Source organism: Variovorax sp. AB1(2024) (assembly GCF_037482385.2).
Taxonomy (GTDB): domain Bacteria; phylum Pseudomonadota; class Gammaproteobacteria; order Burkholderiales; family Burkholderiaceae_C; genus Variovorax.
This window is the reverse complement of record NZ_JBBHKP020000001.1, coordinates 4090512-4111927: the sequence shown is the minus strand read 5'-3', so window position 1 is coordinate 4111927 and position 21416 is coordinate 4090512. Positions and strand designations below refer to the sequence as shown.

Sequence of the window (21416 nt, the reverse complement as noted above, 5' to 3'; positions counted from 1 at the left end):
GTGGGGTAGGGGGAGGGCCCGATTTTGCGCCATCGCCCATGGGCCCATTGGCTGCAGGCTACTTGCGCCCGCCGCGGTGCGCCCGGGGGTTATCCCCTGCAGAGCTTCAGGTTCGTGCGGGCGGCGCGCACCACGGGCAGGAAGATCTCGGCGTCGGCGGGCGGATAGTTTTCCTTGATGCCGTCGTCGGTGCGGGCGGCGTCTTCGGCCAGCGGCTGCAGCGTCTTGAGGCAGGCCGCGCGGTCATTGAGCTTGAACTGCGTCAGCGCGATGTCGTTGCGTATCCAGCCCTTGGTGATCCAGTCGAGCGTCTTCTCGCACTCCGAAAGCACCGGCGACAGGGTGGCCAGGGCGGTCGAATAGTCTTTCGCGTCGTATTGGCGCTTGAAGCTCTTGCGCGAACTGGCCACCGCCTTGTCGGTGCAGGCCGGGGTGGGGCGGGTGTAGGTGCCTTCGAAGGTGGCGCGCATGCCGCAGTTGTCGCGGCATTGCTCGTCGCCGTTGGTCGAGACCGCCACCTTGTCGGCGTTGACCGCGAAGCTGACCACGCAACCGCTGTCGGCCAGCTTGGCCTTGCCGCGCACGATGGTGCCGTCGAGCGCGCAGGTGTGCGCGTTGGCGCCGATGGTGGTGATGTCGAAGCGTCCGTCGGCCTTGACGCGGAGGGCGCCGCTGCCGCCCTCGTAGATGTAGTCGCCGGCCGGCGGCGTGGAGACCTGCGCCGAGGCCGGGCCGGCGCCGAGCAGCAAGGCAAGCGCCAGTGCCAAGGGCAGGGTGTTCTTGAATTTCATCGTTGGAATCTCCCGGGGAAACGTGCCGCGGGGGAGTGTATCGATCGTTGCCGGAAGTTTTCCGGCGCTGGCCGGTTTTCGCCATCCCCGATGAGATGTCTTGACGGAGCCAATGAGAATTTCTATCATTTGGGCGCCTGAATACGCAGCACGTCGACGACGCAAAGGGCTCTTCCAACCAAGGAGCTTCCCGACCGTGCCGTACACCCTCCCAGCCTTGCCCTATGCCTTCGATGCCCTTGAGCCTCACATCGATGCGCAGACGATGGAAATCCACCACGGCAAGCACCACCAGACCTATGTGAACAACCTCAATGCCGCGTTGAAAGACACGCCGCACGAGGGAACGCCGGTCGAAGAACTCATCGCCGGCGTCGAGCAACTGCCCGAGCCGCTGCGCGCCCCGGTGCGCAACAACGGTGGCGGCCACGCCAACCACAGCCTGTTCTGGACCGTGATGGCGCCCGTGGGCCAGGGCGGCGGAGGCGCACCCGCGGGAGCGCTGGCCAAGGCCATCGACGCCGGCCTGGGCGGCTTCGACGCCTTCAAGGACGCCTTCACCAAGGCCGCGCTCACGCGCTTCGGCAGCGGCTGGGCATGGCTGACGGCAGGCCCCGGCGGCAAGCTCGCCGTGGAAAGCAGCGGCAACCAGGACAGCCCGCTGATGCGCGGCATCGGCTCCGGCAACACGCCGATCCTGGGGCTGGATGTGTGGGAGCACGCGTACTACCTCAGGTACCAGAACCGCCGCCCCGAATACATCGCGGCCTTCTACAACGTGGTGAACTGGGCCGAGGTGGCCCGGCGCCGCGCCGCCGCAACCGGCAGCTGAGGCGCGCGGCCATGAACGACCCCCGGCAGGTGGCGGTGGCGGGTACGCGGGCCAGGCCCGCCCGCCCGACGCGCGAGTGGATCGGCCTTGCCATCGTCGCCGCCGGCGCGCTGGTGGGGTTGTCGCGGTTCTGGACATTCGTGCGCGGCGACCCGATGGTGTGGAACGCATTGCTCGGCGGGTCGGTCGCGGCGCTGGCCACGGCGCTCGGCACGCTGCCGGTGCTGTTCTCGCAGAAGCTCCCCGAGCGGCTGCAGGACACGCTGTTCGGCTTCGGTGCCGGCGTGATGCTGGCCGCCAGCGCCTTCTCGTTGATCATTCCCGGCCTGGAAGCGGCCAGGAACGTGGGCGTGTTCGGCGGCGGCAGCTGGGCGGCGGGCAGCGTGATCGGCTCGGCCATCCTGCTCGGCGGCGCCGCGCTGATGCTGATGGACCGCGTGCTCCCGCACGAGCACTTCATCAAGGGCCGCGAAGGCCAGACGGCGCGGCAGCTGCGGCGCACATGGCTCTTCGTGTTCGCGATCGCGCTGCACAACGTGCCGGAGGGGCTGGCCATCGGCGTCGGCTATGCGGCCAGCAACGGGCTGCGGGCAGATGCGCTGGCCACCGGCATCGCGATCCAGGACGTGCCCGAGGGGCTGGTCGTGGCCGTGGCGCTGCTGGCGGCCGGCTACAGCCGGGTCTTCGCGGTGCTGATCGGCATGGCTTCGGGGCTGGTCGAGCCGCTGGGCGCCGTGCTGGGCGCGGCGGTGGTCGGCCATTCGGCGATGCTGCTGCCCTGGGGGCTGGGCTTCGCGGCAGGCGCGATGCTGTTCGTGATCAGCCACGAGATCATTCCCGAATCCCACCGCAAGGGGCACGAGGCCTTTGCCACCAGCGGGCTGATGGTCGGCTTCGTGCTGATGATGCTGCTCGACACGGCGCTGGGGTAGCGCCGCAGCCGCTCAGCCGTGCTTGACGGCCACGGTTTTCAGCGTGGTGAAACCGTACAGCGCCTCGAAGCCCTTTTCGCGGCCGTAGCCGGAAGACTTCACACCGCCGAACGGCAGCTCGACGCCGCCGCCAGCGCCGTAGTTGTTGATGAACACCTGGCCGCTGCGCACGCGCCTGGCCATGCGGAACTGGCGCGAGCCGTCGGCCGTCCACACGCCGGCCACCAGGCCGAACTGCGTGGCGTTGGCGAGCGCCACGGCCTCGTCTTCATCGGCGAATTGCATGGCCGCCAGCACCGGGCCGAACACTTCTTCCTGCGCCAGGCGATGGTCCACGGGCACGTCGCGCAGCAGGGTCGGCGCCTGGTAGAAGCCGGTCTCGGGCGCTTCCTCGACCACGATGCCCTGCGCCACCATCGGGATGCCGGCATGTTGTGCATCGCTCAGGAAATCCCACACGCGCTGCTGCTGCGTCTGGCGGATCAGCGGGCCGACGTCGAGGTCCATGGCGGCGGGGCCCACGCGCAGTGCCTCGAAGGCGTGGCCCAGGCGTTCGAGCAGCGGCTCGTAGATGTCGCGCTGGATCAGCACGCGCGAGCCGGCCGAGCAGGTCTGCCCGGCGTTCTGCACGATGGCGTTGATGACCACGGGAATGACCGCGTCCAGGTCGGCATCGGCGAACACGATCTGCGGGCTCTTGCCGCCCAGCTCCAGCGTGACCGGGCAGTGCCGCTCGGCCGCCACCTGCTGGATCAGCGTGCCGATCTTCGGGCTGCCGGTGAAGCTGATGTGGTCGATGCCTTCGTGCCGCGCCAGCGCGTCGCCCACCTCGTGGCCGTAGCCGGTCACGATGTTCAGCGCACCGGCCGGGAAGCCGACCTCGGCCGCCAGCTGTGCCACCCGGATCAGCGAGAGGCAGGCGTCTTCCGCCGGCTTGACCACGCACACGTTGCCCGCCGCCAGGGCGCCGCCCACGCTGCGCCCGAAGATCTGCATCGGGTAGTTCCAGGGAATGATGTGGCCGGTGACGCCGTGCGGTTCGCGCCAGGTGAAGACGCTGTAGCCGTCCTGGTAGGGGATGGTTTCGCCGTGCAGCTTGTCGCAGGCGCCGGCGTAGAACTCGAAATAGCGCACCAGCGCCACCGCGTCGGCCCGGGCCTGCTTGACGGGCTTGCCGCAGTCGCGCTGCTCGATGAGCGCGAGTTCGTCGACGTGCTCGGCGATCTTCTGCGACAGCTTGTAGAGCAGGCGGCCGCGGTCGGCGGCGCTGACCTTGTGCCACACGCCCTCGAAGCAGTCGCGCGCGGCGCGCACGGCCGAGTCGATGTCGGCGGCGTTGCTGCGCTGGATTTCGTCGAAGGCCTGGCCGTCGGAGGGGTCGATGACCGGCAGGGTGCGGCCGGAGGAGGACGGAACGTCCGCGTTGGCGATGTAGTTGAGCTGCATGGGGCTGGATTTTGCGCGAAGCGCGCAAGAAGCGTGGGCGCCCCGGCCGCCGGCCCTACCTGGCGGCGGCGCTGGCCCGGGGCAGGGCGCGCACGGCGTTCAGCATGCGCTCCACGTGCTTGTCCGGGTTCAGGTTCTGGTAGTAGTAGGCCACCTTGCCGTCCGGTGCGATCACGTAGGAAAGCCGGTTGGCGAAATCGGGCTTGGTCTGCATGAGGGCGTCGAAGCCCTGGATCACGGTCTTCGACTCGTCGGACGCCACCGGAAACCGGCTCTGGCACGACTTGACCGAGAACTTCGACAGCGTGCCGATGTCGTCCGCCGACACGCCGATGACGGTGGCGCCCAGCGCGGCGAACTTGTCGATGGCTTCGGCGAAGGCGTGGGCCTCGATGGAGCAGTCGTTCGAGTCGGCCGCCGGGAAGAAATACACCACCACCGGGCCCTTGGCCAGCGCGTCGGCCAGCGAATAGCGGAAGGTCTTGCCGCCCAGCGCGGCGTCGGCGGTGAAGCGGGGCGCCGGGTCGCCGATGTCGAGCGCGGCCCAGGCGGGATGCGAAAGCATCGCAAAAACAGCCGTCAAGGCGATGCGTGAGAGGTTCGTTCGGGCCATGATGCAACTCCGCAGCTGTGTGGCCGGAATTCTAGGCTCCAGGGGCGGCGCCTGAAACCGTCACCCCACGGCAGGCGTACGGAACAAGACACGGACACCTGGACCAATGAAGCAACGGAAGCACTTTTCATGAACGCCTGGCTTCTACCTTTGCGCATCGCGCTTGCCGGCCTGCTGGTCGCGGCGCTCGGCGCCTGCGGCTCGCTGCCGGTGGCGCGCGAACGGCCCGCCGAGAATTCCGCGGCTGCGGATCCGACCACCTCGCTCGCGAAGATCGTGGCCGCCTCCACCCCGCCCGGGGAGCATTCTGGCTTCCGGCTGATGCCGCTGGGCGTGTACTCGCTCGACGCCCGCATCCAGCTCGCCCAGCGGGCCCAGCGCTCGCTGGTGGTGCAGTACTACCAGCTCGAGAACGACGCCGTGGGCCGCCTGCTGCTGCGCACCCTGCGCGAGGCGGCGGCGCGCGGCGTGAAGGTGCGGGTGCTGGTGGACGACCTCTACACCGTCAAGAGCCAGCAACTGCTGCTCGCGCTGTCCGAGACGCCGAATGTCGAGGTGCGGCTCTTCAATCCGTTCTGCTGCGGGCGCAACGGCTTCCTGTCGCGCTTCGCGGCGTCGCCGTTCGAGATCGGGCGGCTCAACCACCGCATGCACAACAAGCTCTTCATTGCCGACGGCGCGATGGCGGTGGTGGGCGGGCGCAACATCGCCGAGGAATATTTCGTGCTGAACGAGGCGCAGAACTTCATCGACATGGACGCGCTGGTCGTCGGCAAGGTGGTGCCGCAGCTCGAATCGATCTTCGACGCCTACTGGAACAGCGTGCAGGTCTGGCCGATTGCCGACATCGTGGCGGGCGAGGGCGGCCGCAAGCCGGGCACCGCCGATTTCGACGAGTGGGTGGACATGGCCGCGCCGCCGCCGAAGATCGTGCTGCCGCCGTCGGACATCCTGGGCTACGGCCCCATCGCCGAAGAGCTGGACGGCGGGCGCATGGGCCTGCTGTGGGGCGAGGCCCGCGCCATTGCCGATCCGCCCGGCAAGCCAGCGACCATGACGGCCGACGAAGCCATCGCCACCAGCGTGACCATGCAGGTCTGGGCGCTGATGCTCGACGCCAAGACCGAGGTCGACCTGACCTCCCCGTACCTCGTGCCCGGCGAGCGCGGCATGGCCGCGTTCCAGGAACTGACCCAGCGCAAGGTCAAGCTCACGCTCGTCACCAACTCGCTGGCCGCCAACGACGAGCCGCTGGTGCACACGGGCTACGCGCGCTACCGCGAACGGCTGCTGCAAGCGGGCGCCGACCTGTACGAGCTGAGCCCGCAGCGCACCAGCGCGGGCGAGCGCTTCGGCATGTTCGGCAAGTCGCTCGGGCGGCTGCATGCCAAGACGGCCGCCATCGACAAGACGCGCATCTTCATCGGCTCCATGAACCTCGACCCGCGCTCGGCCAGCCAGAACACCGAGATGGGGCTGGTGGTCGACAGCCCGCAGCTCGCGCGCGAGATGCTGCGGGTCATCAACATCAGCAAGCTGCAGAACTCCTACCGGCTGCGGCTGGCCAAGGGCACCGGCACGCTGCAGTGGCTGACCAACGACGGCGAGAAGGAAATGATCCTGACCTCCGAGCCGGAGTCGAGCTTCTTCCAGCGCTTCTACAACATGCTCATTGCGCCGGTGGTCCCCGAGATGCTGTTGTAGCCTCGGGGGATGGCGCAGACTTTCACTTCGTTGTCGGCCCCGCAGGTCATGCTGTGGGGCCTGCTTTTCTTTGGCGGGATCTATCTCTGTTTCGGCGGACTGACCTGGCTGCTGACGAAGCGCCTGCTGCCCGCGCTGGGCATCGGGCGGCCGCTCGATCCGCGGCCGCTGCAGCCGGGGCAGTTGCGGCGCGAGCTGGGGCAGTCGGGCGTGTCGGTGCTGATCTTCGGGCTGGGCATGGTGTTCCCTTGGGGCTTGCTGCAGCTGGGCTGGGCGCGGCTCGACGGCGATGCGGGCTGGCTGCAGATCACGCTCGAGATTCTCGTGCTCGCGGTCTGGAACGACGTGCATTTCTGGGTCAACCACCGCCTGCTGCACACGCGCTGGCTGCGGCGCTTTCACGGGCCGCATCACCGGTCGTTCGTGACCACGCCATGGGCCACCTACAGCTTCCACCCGATCGAGGCGCTGATGCTGGGCAACGTGATCCTGCTGCCGATGGTGCTGCACGACTTCAGCTTCTGGTCGCTCGCGGCGGTGCCGGTGTTCAGCCTGTTCTTCAACTGCGTCGGGCATTCGAACTACGACTTCTTCACCGGCGTGTCTTACAGCCACTGGTTCGCGGCGAGCCGGCGGCATCATCTGCACCATGCCGTGCACAACGGCAACTACGGCTTCCAGTTCACCTTCATGGACAGGCTCTTCCGCACGCGCATTGCCGCGGACGCCGCCGAACCGCTCTTCCGGGCCTTCCACAAGAAGCATGGCGCGACCACCGCCTGACGCGCGACCCCGGCTGCCGAGGCTGCGCCACTGGCGGGACTGGCAGAGCCTTGTCTACCTCGCGGCGCTGCCCGCACTGGCGGCATGGCAATGGGTGCACGGCTTCAACATCGTGATGTATGGGCTGATGTTGTTCCTCACGCTCGGCGTCGGCGTCATCCACCACAACCACGTGCACCTGCGCATGTGGCGCGGGCGGCGCCTGAACCGGCTGACCGACTTCTGGATCACGCTGCTGCAGGGGCACCCGACCTTCGTGTTCTGGCCCGCGCACGTGGCCAACCACCATCGCCATCGGCATGGGCCGAAGGACGTGGCGCGCACCTACCGTTTCGGCGGCGACACCAACCACCTGTGGGGCTACCTGCTGCATCCGTTCCAGGCGGTTTGGGTGCTCATGCCGGTGTTCTTCGGCTGGCTCGCGCGGCTGCGGCGGCACCGGCGCGGCGCGTGGCGCTACTGCATGGCGCAGTACGCGCTGTGGCTGGTCAGCTGGACGGTGCTGCTGGCCGTCGACTGGCGCAAGGCGCTGCTCTTCGTGATCGTGCCGCAGCTGCATGGGCTGCACTGGCTGCTGGCGACCAACTACCTGCAGCATGCGCACGCCGACGGCCGCAAGCCGGCGCCCAACGGTGTGGCCAAGGGAGCGCCGGGCGATACCCCGGGTAGCCGGCTGAACTACGCCCGCAATTTCGAGGGGCTGGTGAACCCATTGCTGTTCAACATCGGCCTGCACACCGCACACCACGAGAACCCGCATGCCCACTGGTCCGAGCTCACGCATCTGCATCGCACGCGCTACCGCGCGCGGGTCGATCCGGCGCTCAACGAGGGCGGGCTGGTGCCATACATGGCGCGCGTGTTCTTGCTGGGGGCCGTGTGGCCGCGTTTTCGCAGCCGCTCGCTGATGCCTCCCGATTCCCCAACCCACTGAACCATGCCTGTTTCATTCCAACGCGTGTACCTAGAGAGCGCCGGCTACTTCATGCCGGGCGAACCCATTCCCAATGACCGCATGGACGCGTACATCGCGCCGCTCAACCGCATGTCGGAGCGCATCAAGCGGCGCATCCTGGCCGAGAACGGCATCCTCACGCGGCACTACGCCATTGACGCGGAAGGCGTGACGCAGCAGACCAACGCGCAACTGGCGGCCGGCGCCATCCGCGACTGCCTGCGGCGCGGCGGGGCCGAGCTGTCGCGGGTGTCGATGCTGGCCAGCGGCTCCTCTGGCGGGGACACGCTGATGCCGGGCTTCGCCAACATGATCCAGGGCGAACTGGCGGCGCAGCCGATGGAAACGCATTCGGTGCACGGCATCTGCGCGGCGGGCGTTTCGGCGATCCAGGCGGCGGCGCAGGGCATCGAGCTGGGCGCGCACCGCTCGGCGTTGGCAGTGGCCAGCGAGATGCCGTCGCGCCTGTTCAAGCGCTCGCGCTTCGCCGCGCGCGGCTACGAGACCGACTTCGACTCGCACTTCCTGCGCTGGATGCTGTCCGACGGCGCGGGCGCGCTGCTGCTGTCCGACGGCTCGCCGGCGCTGGCCGGGTCGCCGGGGCTCAGGCTGCGGCTGAAGTGGGTGCACCAGCGCGCCTTCTCGGGCGACTATCCGGTGTGCATGCAACTGGGCCTGACCGAAAACCGCGATGAGCACGGACGAGGCCACCTCGACTTCGGCTCCTGGGCCGAGGCCGAAGCCGCGGGCGCGCTCTCGCTGCGGCAGGACATCCGCCTGCTGCCGCACCTGTTCGACATCGGCATCCACGAATACGCGGGGCTGGTGCGCGACGGCTGGGTCGATCCGAAGCGGGTCGACCACTTCCTGTGCCACTACTCGTCGGAAAAATTCATCCCGGTGGTCGAAGACCTGATGGCCAAGGCCGACCTGTCGATTCCGCGCGAGCGCTGGTGGAGCAACCTCGCGTGGCGCGGCAACACCGGGGCGGCGTCGATCCTCGTGATGCTGGCCGAGTTCCTGCACACCAAGACGCTGAAGCCCGGCGAGCAGATCTTCTGTTACGTGCCGGAGTCCGGGCGCTTCATGGCGGCGTACATGCTGCTCGAAGTCGAAGCGGCCGATGCCGCGCCCGTGGCGGCCGCGCCCCGTGCGACCGTGGTGCCCGACGACGACCTCGTCATCGCCCCGCCGCACGACCCGGCCGCCGCGCCCGAAGGCCTCGGCGCGCTGCTGACCGAACTGGCCGCCATATGGCACGACTACCGCTCGCGCGTGTGGCGCACGCCGCTGGTGCGCCAGATCCGCGAGCGCCGCTTCGCCGTGCCCGACTACCTCAACTGGATGGAGCAGTGGGTGCCGCAGGTGCGCGAAGGCAGCCTGTGGATGCGCGAAGGCGCGGCATCGCTCAGCGAGCCCTACCAGATGCTGGCCTCGCTGATCGGCGTGCACGCGGGCGAGGAGCAGAACGACTTCAACATCCTGTTCAGCGACTACCGCAAGGCCGGCGGCACGGTCGAATCGATCGACGAGCTGCGCCGCAACCCCGGCGGCGAGGCGCTCAATGCCTACCTGCACGGCCTTGCGGCCACGCGCGACCCGATCGGCCTGCTGGGGGCGATCTACATCATCGAGGGCACGGGCCAGCGCATCGTGCCGGCGCTGCTGCCGCTGCTCAAGGCCAGCCTGAAGCTGCCGCCCGACGCCTTCCGCTTCCTCGAGTACCACGGCCACAACGACGAGCACCACCTGGGCCGCTGGCTCACCGCCGTCGAGATGGTCATGGCCGTCGAGGGGCAGGCCCGCGCCGCCCGCCAGATCACCGACACCGCGCGCCACACGGCCGCGCTGTACCTGATGCAGTTCCAGCACATCACGGAGCGAATGACAGATGCCCAGCAGAACGCCTGATTTCCTGACCCAGGCGCACGACGAGCGCGACCCCAGCCCCTGGCTGGCGCTCTACCTCGACCAGAGCACGCCGCTGCCCGACAACGTGAAGGAGGCATGGCTGGCCGATTCGAGCTCCGGCTCGCGGCAATACCTGCTGCCGTTCCTGCGGCCGATTGCGCGGCTGACGATCATCCTGATCCAGATCGTGAAAGTGTTCGTGCCGCGCAACTGGTCGCACTCGATGCTGCTGCACCGCTTCCTGGCCTGGGGGCTGAAGCGCTTTGTCTCGCCAGAGGCCAACTGGCTGATATTGCGGCACTTCCACCTGGGCTCGCAGGTGCTGGCCTTCATCGGGCGCAATTCGCCGGCGCCCGTGGCCACCAACCCGCTGGAGCCGGCCGACATCGACGCGCTGAAGGACGAGATGTTCCTCAAGCACGACCTGAACCTCTTCAACTTCGTGATCCGGCTGAACACGGCGCTGCGCGACAGGGGGCTGACGCTGTGCAAGGCGGATAAGGTCGATTTCTCGATGATCAAGGAGCCGCCCCTGCGGCTGGAGGACATGCCGCAGGGCAGGCTCAATTTCCTCGACCTGCAAAGCGCCATCGAGCTGTTCACGCCGCTCTACCAGCTGATGCTGACGGACAACGATTTCTGGCGCGCGGCCAATTCCTTGCAACTGGACGAAACCATCGGCATCTACACCGCGACCATCCTCGCCGCGCCGGAACACCTGATCCTGGTCAACAACAAGCATCCCCTGGTGCCCCTGTCGACCCTGCGGGCCGGGCACCGGCTGGTGATCCACGGGCTTTCGACCGAAATGCTGCACAGCCTGCTCCAGCGCATGCAGGCGGCGCAGCAGGCGGGGGAAGGGGAGACATCCCTGTACGACCAGCCACTTGCATAGGCGTATGCTGCCCCCAGATGCAAACCATGAACACGACCCGTAATCCGTCTCCCAAGACCGATCTGGCAGTGACCCACGTGCTGGCTCAACTGCTGGAAAAGCTCGAGCACAGCCCCGTGCCCGTCGGCGCCGAGCAATACCGCTCGGTGGTCGAGCACCTCGTCCACGAGTTCGAGGATGTCGAACAGGGGGCCGAACTGGGCCGCCTGCTCGACGCCTACCCGGCCGCGGCCGAGGTGTACGAAAATCTCAACTATCAGCACGCCGGCCTTTGCCGGTCGGCGCTCGACGCTTCTCTTTCGGCCGAAGTCAGTGCCCGTGAAGCCATTGCCCGCGCCATGCGCGGTGCCCAACCGAACAACAAGGACAAGACGCATGGCGAAGGGTGAAGTAAAGACGGCGGTGGTGGCGGACGGCCTGCGCTACAAATCGAAGACGCCGGGCTCGCCGTTCCGGGCCTCGGCATCGTTCAGCGGGGCGACCATGTCCTGCTTCATGTGCGGCAAGCACCGCGTGCGCTCGCAGTTGCGCACCCGCCAGGTGCTGGGCAAGTCGCAGACGGTTTGCGCGCCTTCCTGCAAGGCGCTCGACGAAGCCCTGGAATAAGCCCGTTCGGTCTTGCCGCTAGCACGGTGGCGAGACGTTTTGGCGACATTTCCTTGCGCCCGGGTCACGGATTGGCTTCCCCGGCGACTCGATTTGGATATACAGTTGGAAACAAATAATGCACGTAATTGCATTTATTCAAAAGTTCTAATTTCAGTCGTCTCAATGAATTGCAGCCAAGCCGTTGACGTCCTTCGCAGGGCGTGGATTTCAACGCTCGCAAAGGGGTTCAGCCATGGCTAAGCCGCGTCATGTCGTCATGCAGGTGGTCAGGCGTTCATCGGGTAGCGCCACGCACCATGTCGAATTCCTCATGGACGACAACTTCGCGGAGCGGCTGCGCCAGCTGCGTTCGCTGGTGCCGCCTCTCGGCAGCCTCAACAAGCAGCGGGATCTCGTCATCGACAAGGTGCGCGTGCGCCTGCCGAATGCCATCTGGCGCTCCGGCAACGAGATCGACGCGGACGGGGGCGTGGACGGTTCCTGCATCGTCATTGCGGCCGAAGGCTCGTTCAACTGCGGTGGCAAGGACCGCAAGACGCGCGAGAAGCTCGTGACGTACAACTTTTCGATTGCACGACTGATCGAGCTGCATGCCGAGCGCGCCGAGGGCGAAACGCTCTACATCCGTGACGGCGTGTTCGCCAACGACGAGCCTGCCGAGTCACCCGCCGGCCGCTGGGTCGCGTCGATGCACGAACTCGAAGTGGTGATGCGGGTGCCCGACGCCCCGTCGGACTTCGACACGCTGCACGACCTCACGCTGCGCCCCGAACACCAGCAGTCCGGCGGCAACACCACGCAGCGCGCCACCTTCTTCTGATCTTCTGACGCGGTAGTTCTCAGCAGCGCGCCGCGGCCGCTTCCGGCGCCGGGCCGCCGACGGGCGTGTACTGCGCCCGGTTGTTCTCCAGCCAGCGTTCGGACAAGGTGCTGTCCTGCTGCATCGGATGGAAGTCCGCGCGCAGGTAGCTGCGCCAGCCCGCGAGGTTGCCGCGCAGCAGGCCATCGCGGCTCAGCAGAATGCGCGCCGCGCTCTTCCAGGTCGACCATTTCCACAGCTGCTTCTCGTGGCGCAGGTTGTCGACGGTCTGGCGCATCAGGTCGCCCAGGAACATCATCGTCACGCGGCGGAACCAGCGCTTGCGCCATTCGTCGGAGCCGCCAGCAGCCTTGTAGATGTCGAAGGCGACGCTCTTGTGCTCCAGTTCTTCGGCGCTGTGCCAGAGCCACATGGTGCGCAGCCGGGGCTCGGCGCCGTCGAGAATGCCGGGGTGGGCGAGCAGCCATTCGGCGAACATGGCGGTGAAGTGCTCGGTGGCAGCCGTGACCGCCAGCGCATGGCGCGGATCGGCGTCTTCCATCAGTTTCAGGCGCTTGCTGGCGCGTGCCGTCCAGCCGTCGACCAGGCCCTGGCTCTCGAGATGGCTGTTGAACAGCGAGTGAATGCGCCGGTGCGTCGCTTCCTGGCCGATGAAGCCGCGCACGTCGGCGCGGTGCTGTTCCTGCACCTCGGGCGGCAGGGTGGCCACGGCGTCGCGCACGGCGTCGATGAAGAATTGTTCTCCGAAGGGGAAACTCATCGACAGGGCATTGAAGAAAGCGGTCGAGAATGCATCGCCGCCACACCAGTCTCGGGCGAACGGCGGTTGCAGGTCGATCAGAAGGCGTCGGACAACGAGCTCAGTCATGAAATCAAGCCTCGAAGAAAGCACGCAATGCGTGGGAGGAAGGTTGGTACATCTTCGTACCGCATGCCTCCATGGTGCGGTCGGTTGTTGGTACTGTCAAGTACCAGGGCGTAGGAAAATGTTCCATCCATGAGCGAAACCATTGAAAAGGCCGTGACGCCCAAGTCTCCCGACGGCCCGGCGAGCGAGCATTACAACCGGCTTCTCCAGGGCATGGCGCAGGCGGTGGCGGCCAAGGGCTATGCCGAGACGACCATTGCCGACATCGTGCGCGAGGCGGCCGTGTCGCGCCGCACGTTCTACGAACATTTCAGCACCAAGACCGAATGCCTGATCGCGCTGTATGAAACCGCGAGCCGGCTCGCCCTGCAGGCGGTGAGCGAAGCCTTCGACCCGGTGCAGCCCTGGCATGCGCAGGTCGAGCAGGCCATGACGGCGTATTTCGATTACCTCGCGCAAGACCCTGTGCTGCTGCGCACGCTCTTCGTGGAGATCCTCGGGCTGGGCATGCCGGGGCTGGTGGTGCGCCGCCGGGTGAACGACGAGATCGCCAACTTCATCCAGGTCGCCATCAACAGTGCCGGCGGCGCCGAAGAGCCCTCGGCACACCTGACGAGCGAGATGGCGATGACCGTGGTCGGCGGCATCAACGAACTGGTGCTGCAGGCCATCGAGCAGGACCGCGCGGGCGATCTGCGCGAATTGGTGGCGCCCGCGACCCGGCTGGTGCGGGCCGTGGCGGCCGAAAGCCTGCGCTAGGCGCTACGGGCTTGCGTGCTGCCGCGCGGGGTGGCCGCCAGCCACAGCGCGAGCAGGCCGGCCAGCGTCAGCGCCAGCAGTGCGCCGAGATAGGGCAGCACGTCATGCAGCGGCGCCCCCATCTGGTTGAGGCGCAGCGAGCCCTGGATGCCTGCGGTGCTCGGGAACAGCCAGCGCAGCGCCTGCAGCGGCTCCGGCAAGGCCTCCACCGGCCATGAAAAGCCCGAGAGAAACGCCATTGGCAAGGCGGTGAACAACAGCACCTGCAAGGCCCGCTCGCGGTCGCGGAACCAGCAGCCCAGCAGCAGGCCGAGCGTGCAGATGGCAGGCACATAAAAAGCGAGCAGCACCATCGCCCCCAGCGGGTTGCCGCCGCGCGGGTAGTCCTGCAGGAAGAACACCCAGCCGAAATAGAACAGCCCGCTTAGGAAGCCGAAGCCCGAAAGCGCCCCCAGCCGGCCCAGCCACGCGCCCATGGAAGCCCGCAGCCGTCCGGCTTCGGCCCAGGTGCCGGCCAGCATCGCCGCGCCCATCAGCAACGTCTGCTGCAGTATCAGCAGGGCCACCGCCGGCACCACGTAGCTGCCGTAGCCTTCGGTCGGGTTGAACAGCGCCACCAGCTGCGTGTTGAGCGGGCTGCGGCTGCGCGCCGCCTGCACCGCGCTCTGGCCGCCGGCCTGCAGCTTGCGTATCTCCACGCCTGCCGACACGGTGCCGACCGCTTCCGAGAACCCGTACAGCACCGCCTTGTTCAACAGCGCATACGCGCCGTTGCCTTCGATGGTGACCACCGCCGGGGTGCCGCGCAGCACGTTGCGCTTGAGGTCCGCCGGCAGCAGCGCGTAGCCCTCGATCTCGCCGCGCCAGAGCGCCTGCTGCGCCTCGTGCACGTCGGAGGTGACCATGCGCACGTCCAGCCGCGGATTGGCCATGGCGAAGCGCGCGATCTGGCGCGACAGCGCGCTGTGGTCCTGGTCGACCACCGCCACCGGCACGCGCGTGACGGCCTGCGTGCCGTAGGGCCACGGATAGAAGAAGCCGTAGATGACCGGCGCGATCAACATGATCAGCAGCACGCCCTTGTCGCGCAGTACCGCCAGGGCGGTGTCGCGCCAGGCGGCGCCGAAGCCGGTGCGCTCGCCCGTCGTCATCAGCGGCCTCCCCAGGTGCCGGGCGCGCGGGCCGCGCGCACCAGCGCGGCGGCCGAGGCGGCCAGCAGCACGGCCGTGCCCAGCACCATCCAAAGCGGCGTCGCCACCGAATAGAGCACCGGCGCGCCCATCTGCAGCTGTTCCATCTGCACGCGGATGTAGTGCGTGTAGGGCAGCAGGTTGGCCCACATGCGCGCGAACAGCGGCATCGCGACCAGCGGAAAGCCAACGCCGCCGAAAGCGAACGCCGGCGCGGTGATGAAGCCCGTGGCCGACAGCGCGGTGCGCAGCGAGCGCGTGAGGCTCGACACGAAGGCGCCGAGCGCCACCGACAGCGCCAGGAACACCACCAGCGCGAACAGCGTCCAGCCGAGCGAACCGACCGGGTGCCAGCCGCGTCCCGCCGTGATCCACAGCATGGCCGCGATCGCCACCGCGCAAAGGCTCAGGAAGGGCAGCGCCAGCTTGCCCGCCAATGCAGCCAGCGCCTCGTGCCAGCGCGGCGCGGCGCCGAGCCATTCGCCGATGCTGCGGTCTCGCAGCTCGCGGCCCACGGACCATGCGCCGGCCGTCATCGCGAGGATGTGGAGCAGCGCGGGAATCAGCGCCGCGCCGAGGAACTGTTCGTAGTCGGTCGAGGTGTTGAACAGCGCGACCATGCTCGCCTTGACCGGCTCCATGCTCGCGCGCGCGGCCCTCATCGATTCGCCGCGCTTGTTGCGCACGGTGAGCTCGACCCCGCCCGACACCGTGGCCACGGTGGTGCGCACGTCGCGCTGGATCAGGCTCGAATGCGTGCCCAGCTGCGCGTTGTGCAGCAGCACGACCTGGCCGACGCGGCCCTGCTTCACGTCGCGGCTCAGGTCCCGCGGCAGCTGCACCGCCGCGTCGACGGCACCGCTGGCCAGGGCGCGCGCCATCTCGCCTTCGTCGCTGTATTGCTGCACCACGCGCAGGCCCGGCGTGGCGTCCAGAAAGCGCACCACCTGGCGCGAGAGCGACGAGTGGTCCTGGTCGAGCACGCCGATGGGCAGGCGCTCGGGCAGGCCGGCGGAAAAGATCCACCAGATCAGGAACACCGCGAGCAGCGGTACCCACGAGACCATGGCCAGGTCCCAGGGGCGGGTGCGCAGCAGCGCGAACTCGCGCCGTGCGCTGGCAGCGGAAAAGCCGCGCAGGCTCATCGCGGACTCAGTCGACCAGCACGCTCATGCCGGGACGCGCGCCGTCGATGGGCTTGAGCGGGCGCGCGCGGACCTCGAAGGTACGCACGTCGAAGCCCGCGCCGCCGCGCGTGGCGCGCCAGGTCGCGAAGTCGGGCAGCACGGCGCTGTAGTAGACCTTGAAGCGGGCGGTGCGCTTGCCTTCGGGCAGCGCGGGCAGGCGTGCGTCGAATTCGTTGCCGAGCGCGAAACGGGAGAGCCGGTCTTCGCGCACGTTGAGCACCACCCATTGGTCGCTCAGGTCGACCACGGTGACGACCGCCACACCCTGCGGCGACAGTTCGCCCACCTTGGCCAGCACCTTCGCCACCTCGCCGCCGACGGGGCTGCGAAGCTCGGTCTCAGCCTTGGCGGCTTCCGCCTCGGCCACCACGCCGGCCACCTGGCGGGCCTGTGCGCTGGCGGCGGCCTTGTCCTCGGGGCGGGCGCCGGTGCGCGCCATGTCGTACTGCGCCCTGGCCGCGATGGCAGCGTCGCGCGAGGCTTTCCAGTTGGCTTCGGCCTCGTCGCGCTTCTGGTCGGCCACCAGGCCTTCGCGCGCCAGCCCGTCGACGCGGCGGAACGAGGTCTGCGCCAGTTGCGCGGCCGTTTCGGCGCGCTGCCATTGCATGCGCGCCATTTCCACTTCCTGCGGGCGGGCGCCGTTCTGCGCCTTCTCTGCCACGGCCTGCGCGGCCTGTTCGGCGGCGGTGGCCTGCGCGAGCTTGGCGCGCACTTCGGGGCTGTCCATGCGCACCAGCACCGCGCCGGCCTGGATGCGGTCGCCTTCCTTCACTGCCACTTCGGCCACGCGTGCCGTCACCTTGCCGGCGACGTCGGTCTCGCGCGCTTCCATCTGGCCCTGGAACACCTCGGGCGCGGGCTGCGACGCGCGCCAGAAACCCCAGACCAGCAGCGAAAGCACGAGCAGCGCGACCAGGATCGCGATCAGTTTTCGGGTCTTGGCACTCATCATCAATTCACCTTCACGTCTGCACGCGCGATGTAGTCGGAAAACTTCTCGGACAGGCCCGCGCTTTCGAGCAGTTGCGCGAGCGCCTGCACGTAGTCGTTGGCGGCTTGCGCGCGTTCGGTCAGCACCTTGGCCTGGTTGGTCTCGGCATCGATCAGGTCGAGCGTGGTGCTCGTGCCTTCGCGCAGGCCGGAGGTGCGCAGCTTGACGACCTCTTGCGCCAGCTCGACCGAGGCCTTCATTTCCAGATACTGGCGGCGCGCGTTTTCCAGCGCGCGCCAGTTGCGCTCGACCAGCAGCGCGATGTCGCTGCGCGCCTGGGCGCCGGTGCGCTCGGCCTGCTCGACCTGCTTGAGCGATGAGGCGGATAGCGCGTCGCGGTCGACCGAGTCGTACAGCGTCCAGCGCACGCCAACGCCGGCCACCCAGTCGGCGTTGCCGCTCTTGATTTCGCGCGTGCCGAAGGCGATGACCTGCGGGCGGCGCAGCGCTTCCTCGCCCTCGTGCAGTTGCTCGGCCTGCGACTTCTTTGCCGCGACCTTGCCCAGGCCCGGATGGCGCGTGAGCGCCGAATCGATGAAGTAGCCCAGCGGCTCGACAGGCGTGCTGATGAGGAACAGCGGCGTCTGCGGCACCACCGTGCCGTCGGCGCGCAGCGTGCGCGCGAGCGCCACGCCGGCCAGCGCGGCGTCGTTCTCCGCCTTGCGGGCGTTGCGCCGCGCTTCTTCATAGGCGGCGCTGGCCTGCAGCCGCTCCACGCGCGAGATCACGCCGGCCGCGAGCATCTTCTGCGCCGCCGAATCGTGCTGCGCGATGGTGCGCTCGGCCTGCGCGCGCAGCACGGCCGCGCGCTGCGCCAGCTGGGCGCCGAAGTAGCGCTGCACCAGCAGCGTGTCGACCTCGTGGCCGGCCTGCTCGGCATCGGCTTCGGCCTCCCGCGTCTGCGCCGACACGAAGCCGCGCACCGCATCGGTCGCGCCGCCCAGGTAGATCGGCCACACGGCGGAGATCGAAGCGTTGGCGCCGCTGTCGTGCCGGTTCAGCGTGTAGCTGTTGGGCAGCTGCGGAATCGGCACGCGCGAGACAAGGCTCTGGATCGACGACGGCAGCGCCGAGCCGATCTGCCCGAGCTTCTGGTTGAGCGGATCGAGGTCGAGGTTCAGGTTGGCGTTGTAGGCATAGGCCAGCCCCGAGACGGCGACCGTCGGGCCGCCCAGCCCCTTGAGGCCCTGGCTCTGCAGTTCCTTGGCGTCGACGGCCGCGCGGGCGGCGGCCAGCTTGTCGGAGCGGTCGACCATGCGGGCGCGGGCGGCGTCGAAGCTCAGGGCCAGGGCGCTGTCGCCGCGGGGCTGCGCCTGGGCTTGCGCGAACGCCGGGCCGCCCAGCATCAGCAGCGCCGGCAACAGCAACAGGGAGGGATGAAGGGGGCGGGAGCTTGTCATCGGTCAGGCGGTCTTGTGCAGCAGGGCGTCGAGTTCCTGCTGCAGGATCACGGGGAACGCGGCTTGCACCGCGCCGGTGGCGAGCGGCCGCGCCTTCTCCAGCAGCTGGGCCGTGCGTTCCGCGTCGATGGCGTCGCCCGTCAGCAGGCTGTCGGCCAGGGTGCGCAGCCAGTGCCTTGCCACGGTGCGCAGGGTGCGCGCCATGGTTTCCTGCATGCCGATGACCTGCTCCAGCGGCAGGCCGAGGGCGGCGAGCTGCTCGGCCACCTGCCCGAGTGCGGGGCTGAGCATTTGCACCTGCCCGTCGGGCAACTCGCGCATGAGCCCGGCCTTGCTGGCGCGGGCGAGCAGGGCGGGCGTCATCTGGCCGTTCCACTTGGCAGCGAGGCTCCTGGCGGACACGACCACGGGCGTTTCCGAAGCGAACAGGCTGCCCGACATCGAGCGTGCGACCGATACGAGGTCACCCCACACGGAAGCCGGTGCACGCCCGAAGATGCGGCGGATCGCCTCGATGCCGAAGCCCTGGTCGCGCAGCTCGCGGATCAGCGCGAGGCGCTGCGCATGGTCTTCGCCATAGAGCCCGAGGCGGCCGCGCAGACGGGGCGGCGGCAACAGCCCGGCTGTGGTGTAGGCGCGGATGTTGCGCACCGTGACGCCGGTACGCGTTGCCAGTGCCTCGATGGAAAGATCCTCGGCGGCAGGGGTGTCATCGGCGGCGGGCACGGCGGGCGTGTTCATCCGACAGATTGTATGTTACATCGGAAGTGTTGTATTCATCAGACCTGGATCGTGGGCTTGTAGTCGGCCAGCAGCACGTCTTTCCACCTGCCAAAGATGGCCATCAGCCCGACCGCCACCGCGCCCGACAGCAGCACCACGCCGCAGGCATGCACCCATCCGTTGTCGAAGGCGCCGAACATCACCGCCCGGAAGGCCTGCACCACCCAGCTGAACGGCAGCCAGCTGTGCACCGTGCGGAAGAAGCCGGCCGACAGTTCCACCGGCAGCACGCCGCCGCCGGCTGAAAGCTGCAGCGTGAGCAGCAGCACGGTCAGGATGCGGCCGAAGTCGCCGAACACATGCAGGATGGCGAACAGCACCACCAGGAACACCAGCGAGGCCAGCGCCATCGTGAGCGCCAGCGCCGCCACGTGCGGCGCCTGCACCTGCAGCACGCCCAGCAGCGTGGCCAGCACCAGCGCCGCCTGCAGCAGCACGATCAGCGCGGGCATGGTGATCTTGCCCAGCGTCTTGGCGAGCTTGGGGTAGTGCGTGTGGTCCGACAGCACGATGCGGATGTTGAACAGGTAGCCGGCCATCACCGCGCCGATCCACATCGCGACCGACACCATGTTCGGCACGAAGGCGCTGCCGTTGTTGGCCACCGGCGCCACCACCTCCACCCTGGGCTCCACAGAGTCGGCCAGGCCCGAGGCGCTGCCCTGGATGCGGGTGATCGAAGCGGGCAGGGCGGCTTCGATGGTGCGCACGCCGGTCAGCAGCCTCTGTGCGCCCTGTGCGAGCTGCGTGCCGCCCTGCACGAACTCATCGAGCTTGCGGTCTTCGGGCAGCTTGCCGGCCATGGTACGGATGCCGGCGGACAGCGCGCCCATGCCGTCGGTGAGCTTGCCGACGCCGCCTTCGAGCGCCGTGGCACCGGCGTCGAGCTTCTGGCTGCCGTCCTGTGCCTTGCTCATGGCGGCCTGTGCCTGCTCGAGCCCGCCGCGCAGCTTGTCCGCGCCCCCCGCGAGCTCGCCGGCGCCTTTGGCGATGCGTTCGCCCACGAAGGGAATGTCGGCCGACTCCCGCTGCAGCCGGCGTGCGCCGTCGCCCAGTTGGCCGGCGCCGCCGTGGAGCTGGTCGAGGCCGTCGCCGATCTGCACCAGGCCCGAGCCGAGTTCGTGCTGGCCCGCCGCGAGCTGTTGCGCACCGCTCTTGAGCGCGCGCAGGTCCGCGTCGGCCGGCAGCTTCGACTGGATGAGGCGGATGCCGCCGTTGACCTGCTTGAACCCGTTGCCCACCTCCCGCGCGGCGGTGCTGTATTGGGCGGCGCCAGCGGCGAGTGTCTGCGAGCCGTCGCGCAGGGTCAGCAATGCCTGCTTGAGCTGCTCCAGCCGCTGCTGTGAGCCGGCCGCCGCGTTGAGCACGAGCGTCCAGCGCTGCTCGTTGAGCATCTCGTTGACCTGGTGCCCCAGTTCGCCCGCGAAGCGGCGGGCGAGGCCGGCGGAGCTGTAGTTGTTGCCCTCGGAGGTGTAGACCACCAGCCGCCCCGCGCCGCGCTGCGCGCCGGGCACCGCATCGGCGCTGAAGTCCGGCGGAATCAGCAGGGCGAAGGCGAGCGTGCCGCGCCGCACTTCGGCGCGCGCCTCTTCTTCGTCGGTCATCACGCGAAAGCCGAAGGCGCGCTTGGCCAGCAGGGTGCTCGTGAGCTGCTCGCCGACGTTGACCGAATGCGCCATGTAGGTCACGCCCCGGTCCTTGTTCACGATGGCGGCGGGCAGGTCGGCCGTGTGGCCGGCCGGGTCCCACACGCTCGTCAGGTAGATCAGCGCATAGATCGCCGGCACCATGCCGACCGCGACGATGGCCAGCAGGATGCGCGGAAAGCGCCGCACGACCGCAAGCTCCGCACTGGCAATGGCCAGGGTGCCTGCGACGAGGGCGCGGAGGTAATTCATGGAGCTACGGAGTCTTCAGCGCCATGGACGGGGCGGCGTGCGGGAGGTT

At 68.5% G+C, this 21416-nt stretch carries 21 protein-coding genes; 11 read left to right on the top strand and 10 right to left on the bottom strand.

The features are described 5' to 3' along the window. Window positions 1-89: 89 nt before the first annotated feature. Complete coding sequence (locus tag WIX39_RS19235) at window positions 90-791, bottom strand: hypothetical protein (RefSeq protein WP_409195642.1); 702 nt, start codon at window positions 789-791, stop codon at window positions 90-92. 196 nt (window positions 792-987) lie between these two features. Here WIX39_RS19235 and WIX39_RS19230 point away from each other — a divergent pair, with 196 nt between their 5' ends. Together WIX39_RS19230 and WIX39_RS19225 are read left to right on the top strand one after the other, a co-directional pair. Beyond that, complete coding sequence (locus tag WIX39_RS19230; protein ID WP_409195641.1) at window positions 988-1623, top strand: superoxide dismutase; 636 nt, start codon at window positions 988-990, stop codon at window positions 1621-1623. Between the two features lie 11 nt (window positions 1624-1634). Continuing rightward, a complete protein-coding gene (locus WIX39_RS19225) occupies window positions 1635-2555 on the top strand; it encodes a ZIP family metal transporter (protein WP_409195640.1) in 921 nt (306 codons plus the stop codon). 12 nt (window positions 2556-2567) lie between these two features. Here the strand turns inward: WIX39_RS19225 and WIX39_RS19220 are convergent, their stop codons facing one another. Continuing rightward, window positions 2568-4001 carry an aldehyde dehydrogenase family protein gene (locus WIX39_RS19220; protein ID WP_106934300.1) on the bottom strand — a complete coding sequence of 478 codons (1434 nt, stop codon included), beginning with the start codon at window positions 3999-4001 and terminating at the stop codon, window positions 2568-2570. A gap of 55 nt (window positions 4002-4056) precedes the next feature. Further along, window positions 4057-4614, bottom strand: a complete 558-nt coding sequence (locus WIX39_RS19215; RefSeq protein ID WP_081266282.1) for a peroxiredoxin — start codon at window positions 4612-4614, stop codon at window positions 4057-4059. A 129-nt stretch (window positions 4615-4743) separates the two neighbouring features. On the opposite strand from WIX39_RS19215, the gene WIX39_RS19210 reads away from it, so the two are divergent. The 8 genes from WIX39_RS19210 to WIX39_RS19175 all read left to right on the top strand — a co-directional run bounded on the left by WIX39_RS19210 (window position 4744) and on the right by WIX39_RS19175 (window position 12291). Continuing rightward, on the top strand, window positions 4744-6318 hold the full coding sequence (locus WIX39_RS19210; RefSeq protein ID WP_106934301.1) for a phospholipase D family protein: 1575 nt from the start codon (window positions 4744-4746) through the stop codon (window positions 6316-6318). 9 nt (window positions 6319-6327) lie between these two features. After that, complete coding sequence (locus WIX39_RS19205) at window positions 6328-7101, top strand: sterol desaturase family protein (RefSeq protein ID WP_205367091.1); 774 nt, start codon at window positions 6328-6330, stop codon at window positions 7099-7101. Then, the gene (locus WIX39_RS19200) at window positions 7082-8035 is read left to right on the top strand and encodes a fatty acid desaturase (RefSeq protein ID WP_409195639.1); all 954 of its coding nucleotides are present in this window, start codon (window positions 7082-7084) and stop codon (window positions 8033-8035) included. Before WIX39_RS19205 ends, WIX39_RS19200 begins: the two co-directional genes overlap by 20 nt. Window positions 8036-8038: 3 nt before the next feature. Continuing rightward, the gene (locus tag WIX39_RS19195) at window positions 8039-9967 is read left to right on the top strand and encodes a StlD/DarB family beta-ketosynthase (protein WP_106934304.1); all 1929 of its coding nucleotides are present in this window, start codon (window positions 8039-8041) and stop codon (window positions 9965-9967) included. Continuing rightward, complete coding sequence (locus tag WIX39_RS19190; protein ID WP_106934305.1) at window positions 9948-10862, top strand: DUF6999 family protein; 915 nt, start codon at window positions 9948-9950, stop codon at window positions 10860-10862. The genes WIX39_RS19195 and WIX39_RS19190 overlap by 20 nt, the downstream gene beginning before the upstream one ends. 17 nt (window positions 10863-10879) lie before the next feature. Then, a complete protein-coding gene (locus WIX39_RS19185) occupies window positions 10880-11251 on the top strand; it encodes a hypothetical protein (RefSeq protein WP_081266288.1) in 372 nt (123 codons plus the stop codon). Further along, complete coding sequence (locus tag WIX39_RS19180; protein WP_081266289.1) at window positions 11238-11468, top strand: hypothetical protein; 231 nt, start codon at window positions 11238-11240, stop codon at window positions 11466-11468. Before WIX39_RS19185 ends, WIX39_RS19180 begins: the two co-directional genes overlap by 14 nt. Before the next feature lie 235 nt (window positions 11469-11703). Further along, window positions 11704-12291: a hypothetical protein gene (locus WIX39_RS19175; RefSeq protein ID WP_081266290.1), complete on the top strand. Its 588-nt coding sequence runs from the start codon at window positions 11704-11706 to the stop codon at window positions 12289-12291. Window positions 12292-12310: 19 nt separating this feature from the next. Here WIX39_RS19175 and WIX39_RS19170 read toward each other — a convergent pair whose 3' ends face one another. Beyond that, window positions 12311-13159, bottom strand: a complete 849-nt coding sequence (locus WIX39_RS19170; protein ID WP_106934306.1) for a metal-dependent hydrolase — start codon at window positions 13157-13159, stop codon at window positions 12311-12313. A gap of 129 nt (window positions 13160-13288) precedes the next feature. On the opposite strand from WIX39_RS19170, the gene WIX39_RS19165 reads away from it, so the two are divergent. After that, window positions 13289-13918 (top strand): TetR/AcrR family transcriptional regulator, encoded by a 630-nt coding sequence (locus tag WIX39_RS19165; RefSeq protein ID WP_081266292.1) that lies wholly within the window; start codon window positions 13289-13291, stop codon window positions 13916-13918. Here the strand turns inward: WIX39_RS19165 and WIX39_RS19160 are convergent. From WIX39_RS19160 to WIX39_RS19135, 6 genes are read right to left on the bottom strand one after another with little or no spacing between them, the layout of a single operon-like run. Then, entirely contained in the window at window positions 13915-15069 is a 1155-nt protein-coding gene (locus WIX39_RS19160; protein ID WP_409195638.1) for an ABC transporter permease, read from the bottom strand. The genes WIX39_RS19165 and WIX39_RS19160 overlap by 4 nt on opposite strands. Next, window positions 15069-16253 (bottom strand): ABC transporter permease, encoded by a 1185-nt coding sequence (locus WIX39_RS19155; protein ID WP_409195637.1) that lies wholly within the window; start codon window positions 16251-16253, stop codon window positions 15069-15071. Before WIX39_RS19155 ends, WIX39_RS19160 begins: the two co-directional genes overlap by 1 nt. Window positions 16254-16260: 7 nt before the next feature. Continuing rightward, the gene (locus tag WIX39_RS19150) at window positions 16261-17247 is read right to left on the bottom strand and encodes an HlyD family secretion protein (RefSeq protein WP_409195636.1); all 987 of its coding nucleotides are present in this window, start codon (window positions 17245-17247) and stop codon (window positions 16261-16263) included. Beyond that, complete coding sequence (locus WIX39_RS19145) at window positions 17247-18686, bottom strand: TolC family protein (protein WP_106934310.1); 1440 nt, start codon at window positions 18684-18686, stop codon at window positions 17247-17249. Before WIX39_RS19145 ends, WIX39_RS19150 begins: the two co-directional genes overlap by 1 nt. A 3-nt stretch (window positions 18687-18689) precedes the next feature. Continuing rightward, window positions 18690-19427, bottom strand: a complete 738-nt coding sequence (locus WIX39_RS19140; protein WP_409195635.1) for a MerR family transcriptional regulator — start codon at window positions 19425-19427, stop codon at window positions 18690-18692. A gap of 38 nt (window positions 19428-19465) precedes the next feature. Next, on the bottom strand, window positions 19466-21367 hold the full coding sequence (locus tag WIX39_RS19135) for a YhgE/Pip family protein (protein ID WP_409195634.1): 1902 nt from the start codon (window positions 21365-21367) through the stop codon (window positions 19466-19468). Window positions 21368-21416: the final 49 nt, after the last annotated feature.

Bases quoted from the DNA above. Each gene is read 5' to 3' on its own strand.
- WIX39_RS19235 (WP_409195642.1), bottom strand. From the start codon at position 791: ATGAAATTCAAGAACACCCTGCCCTTGGCACTGGCGCTTGCCTTGCTG.
- WIX39_RS19225 (WP_409195640.1), top strand. From the start codon at position 1,635: ATGAACGACCCCCGGCAGGTGGCGGTGGCGGGTACGCGGGCCAGGCCC.
- WIX39_RS19220 (WP_106934300.1), bottom strand. From the start codon at position 4,001: ATGCAGCTCAACTACATCGCCAACGCGGACGTTCCGTCCTCCTCCGGC.
- WIX39_RS19215 (WP_081266282.1), bottom strand. From the start codon at position 4,614: ATGGCCCGAACGAACCTCTCACGCATCGCCTTGACGGCTGTTTTTGCG.
- WIX39_RS19210 (WP_106934301.1), top strand. From the start codon at position 4,744: ATGAACGCCTGGCTTCTACCTTTGCGCATCGCGCTTGCCGGCCTGCTG.
- WIX39_RS19205 (WP_205367091.1), top strand. From the start codon at position 6,328: ATGGCGCAGACTTTCACTTCGTTGTCGGCCCCGCAGGTCATGCTGTGG.
- WIX39_RS19200 (WP_409195639.1), top strand. From the start codon at position 7,082: ATGGCGCGACCACCGCCTGACGCGCGACCCCGGCTGCCGAGGCTGCGC.
- WIX39_RS19195 (WP_106934304.1), top strand. From the start codon at position 8,039: ATGCCTGTTTCATTCCAACGCGTGTACCTAGAGAGCGCCGGCTACTTC.
- WIX39_RS19190 (WP_106934305.1), top strand. From the start codon at position 9,948: ATGCCCAGCAGAACGCCTGATTTCCTGACCCAGGCGCACGACGAGCGC.
- WIX39_RS19185 (WP_081266288.1), top strand. From the start codon at position 10,880: ATGCAAACCATGAACACGACCCGTAATCCGTCTCCCAAGACCGATCTG.
- WIX39_RS19180 (WP_081266289.1), top strand. From the start codon at position 11,238: ATGGCGAAGGGTGAAGTAAAGACGGCGGTGGTGGCGGACGGCCTGCGC.
- WIX39_RS19175 (WP_081266290.1), top strand. From the start codon at position 11,704: ATGGCTAAGCCGCGTCATGTCGTCATGCAGGTGGTCAGGCGTTCATCG.
- WIX39_RS19170 (WP_106934306.1), bottom strand. From the start codon at position 13,159: ATGACTGAGCTCGTTGTCCGACGCCTTCTGATCGACCTGCAACCGCCG.
- WIX39_RS19165 (WP_081266292.1), top strand. From the start codon at position 13,289: ATGAGCGAAACCATTGAAAAGGCCGTGACGCCCAAGTCTCCCGACGGC.
- WIX39_RS19160 (WP_409195638.1), bottom strand. From the start codon at position 15,069: ATGACGACGGGCGAGCGCACCGGCTTCGGCGCCGCCTGGCGCGACACC.
- WIX39_RS19155 (WP_409195637.1), bottom strand. From the start codon at position 16,253: ATGAGCCTGCGCGGCTTTTCCGCTGCCAGCGCACGGCGCGAGTTCGCG.
- WIX39_RS19150 (WP_409195636.1), bottom strand. From the start codon at position 17,247: ATGATGAGTGCCAAGACCCGAAAACTGATCGCGATCCTGGTCGCGCTG.
- WIX39_RS19145 (WP_106934310.1), bottom strand. From the start codon at position 18,686: ATGACAAGCTCCCGCCCCCTTCATCCCTCCCTGTTGCTGTTGCCGGCG.
- WIX39_RS19140 (WP_409195635.1), bottom strand. From the start codon at position 19,427: ATGAACACGCCCGCCGTGCCCGCCGCCGATGACACCCCTGCCGCCGAG.
- WIX39_RS19135 (WP_409195634.1), bottom strand. From the start codon at position 21,367: ATGAATTACCTCCGCGCCCTCGTCGCAGGCACCCTGGCCATTGCCAGT.